The organism is uncultured Kocuria sp., assembly GCF_947500125.1.
GTDB lineage: Bacteria > Actinomycetota > Actinomycetes > Actinomycetales > Micrococcaceae > Kocuria.
Window position 1 is genome coordinate 1 of sequence record NZ_CANMRA010000075.1, and the last position, 2,275, is coordinate 2,275.

Genomic DNA, 2,275 nt, shown 5'->3' on the forward strand with positions numbered 1-2,275 from the left:
GCCCGAGACTGACTGCCCCGCCCCAAAGCGGTCATTTAGCTCTGTCAGAACACCGCCAGTTATCACTGCGGTTCACAACATGCGGGCGCAAATTTTTCTGACGAGACGTCTCGCATCCCATGGGATAAGAGACATGCATCACCTCCAGCCTCGCACCCAAGGCGTTGGGCATCGCCCAGACGGCAGGGGTTCGGATACGACGAGTGCAACCTGACCGGCCTGCCGCCGAAGCAGGTGTTCAGCAGAGGGCCAGCGCATCAGAAGGTCCCCACCGGGCTGCCAGCCCATGGTCGCGCCCGAGTCTCGTGGGGCCGACAACCTTTGGCGAAGGACATGAGCTCGAGTCTGACCCGCCGACAACCTCATAAAGCTGTCGACAAGAAATTATGAGATGATGGCTGAACTCATAATTTTGAGGAGATTGATTATGACTTCCCCGATCGACTGGCCATCCGTAAGCCATGAGGAGCGCATGTGGATCCCGAGCGCACATGCTGCATGGGGTGCAGGTGCGGAACAAGCCACCGCAGGAGCCGGATACATATCTGCGGTCGCCCCCCTCATCGCAGATCGCATCCCATCACCGAGTCCCAATGTCCGTGAGGTGGCCGAGGAGGCTGAGCGCGAACTTGCTCGCTTCGATGCCGAGCTTGGGAAACGCGTTGCAGCATTTGCTCCCGTACTGCTGCGATCGGAGGCAGCATCGTCGTCGCAAATTGAGAATCTTACGGCGTCGGCACGGGCAATCTTCAGCGCTGAACTGGGCGTAAAGAAGAGTCGGAATGCTGAAGAAATTGCGGCTAATACGCAAGCCATGAGGGCCGCCCTTGACTTAGCACGAGAACTCTCAGTGAAGTCTATCAAGGAGATGCACGCCGTACTTATGGCTCAACAGCCTCGTCATACACCGGGGCAGTGGCGAAACGAAACTGTCTGGATCGGGGTGCGCTCAGATACTCCCATTGGAGCGTCGTATGTCGCCCCTCACCAAGATTATATAGAGAACCTTATGGACGACTTGGTGGGCTTTGTAAACAACCCAGCAGTGCCAGCTCTAGCGTCTATTGCCGTTGGGCACGCTCAGTTCGAAACCATTCACCCCTTCAGCGACGGCAACGGGCGGACAGGTCGGGCCCTCGCGCAGTCGATGCTACGTCATAGGGGAGTGACTCGAAACGTAGCTGTACCCGTCTCTGCAGGACTCCTTGCCGACGTAGACGGATATCACTCGGCGCTTACGGCTTATCGGAGTGGCGACGTAGACCCGATAACTCTCCTGTTTGCAGATGCGTCACTGCGGGCTGTCAACAATGCCCGTAAACTGGTGGAGGACATCGATCGCATACGAGAAAGCTGGAATTATCGTCTCAACGCACGGCGAGACTCCAATGCGTGGAAGCTTCTAGACATCCTCGCTCAGCGCCCGGTACTCAATAGTGCCGTCGCCGCTTCAGAACTCGGAGTACAGCAACCGAATGTCTACCCACCACTGCGGGCACTTACAGAAGCAGGTATCGCAAAATCGAAGGCTGAGCACAAGCTGGGACCATTTTGGCGTAGTGACGAGGTGCTAGCGGCGATCGACGCATTTGCCGAGCGGGCTGGTCGACGCTCAGCGACCTAAGGTTGAGGCCATAGAAGGGGGCTGCCGCACCCATAGGTGACAGCCGAACAACCTTGGTTTTCGTGGACACCCACGAGCAATGGTTGATAACCCATGAGCACCATCACCCTCTCCCTACTGGCAGGTGAGGAACGGCTGCCGCCAACAATGAGAGCCGACTGCCGGCGGCGGTCGGGCCGCAGGACCTCTCCCGACGTAGCTCTCGTCAGATCTTCGCATCGGAATCAGCGACAGTGACTGGCTCAGCAGTCACCTACTCCGGCGGCCGAGGCGGCAGATGCCGGTAGAGCGTGGTGCGCGCGATCCCGGTTTTGGCCGCGATCTCCGCGTTCGTGTGCCTGGCCTCCCGCAGATGGGCCGCGTAGGCCAGCTTGTCCGAATCCACCACCGTCGGCCGCCCGATCCGCTGGCCCTTGGCCGTGGCCACGGATCGGACGTGGGCGGCGCGCTCGAGGGTGTAGGTGCGTTTCATTTGCCCGAACAGCGCCAGCAGCACCACCGCCAGCTGCGCCATCGGATCATTCGGGTTGGTGGAGTCGACTTTAATCGGGTCCCTAGGTTGCGCACCCCCACTCTGAATCCCCCCAAGTTCTCTGCCGCTCTCATACCGGGTGGCCCTCGTGGATGAGGGAGGTGTAGTGGGCGTTTTCG

General features: G+C 59.5%; 2 protein-coding genes. One reads left to right on the forward strand and one right to left on the reverse strand.

From position 1 onward, the window contains the following. Positions 1-427 precede the first annotated feature (427 nt). Positions 428-1,624, forward strand: a complete 1,197-nt coding sequence (locus Q0817_RS19880; protein ID WP_298592192.1) for a Fic family protein — start codon at positions 428-430, stop codon at positions 1,622-1,624. A 253-nt stretch (positions 1,625-1,877) separates the two neighbouring features. On the opposite strand, the gene Q0817_RS19885 is transcribed toward Q0817_RS19880, so the two are convergent. Further along, positions 1,878-2,138 (reverse strand): helix-turn-helix domain-containing protein, encoded by a 261-nt coding sequence (locus tag Q0817_RS19885; RefSeq protein WP_298592194.1) that lies wholly within the window; start codon positions 2,136-2,138, stop codon positions 1,878-1,880. Positions 2,139-2,275 lie beyond the last annotated feature (137 nt).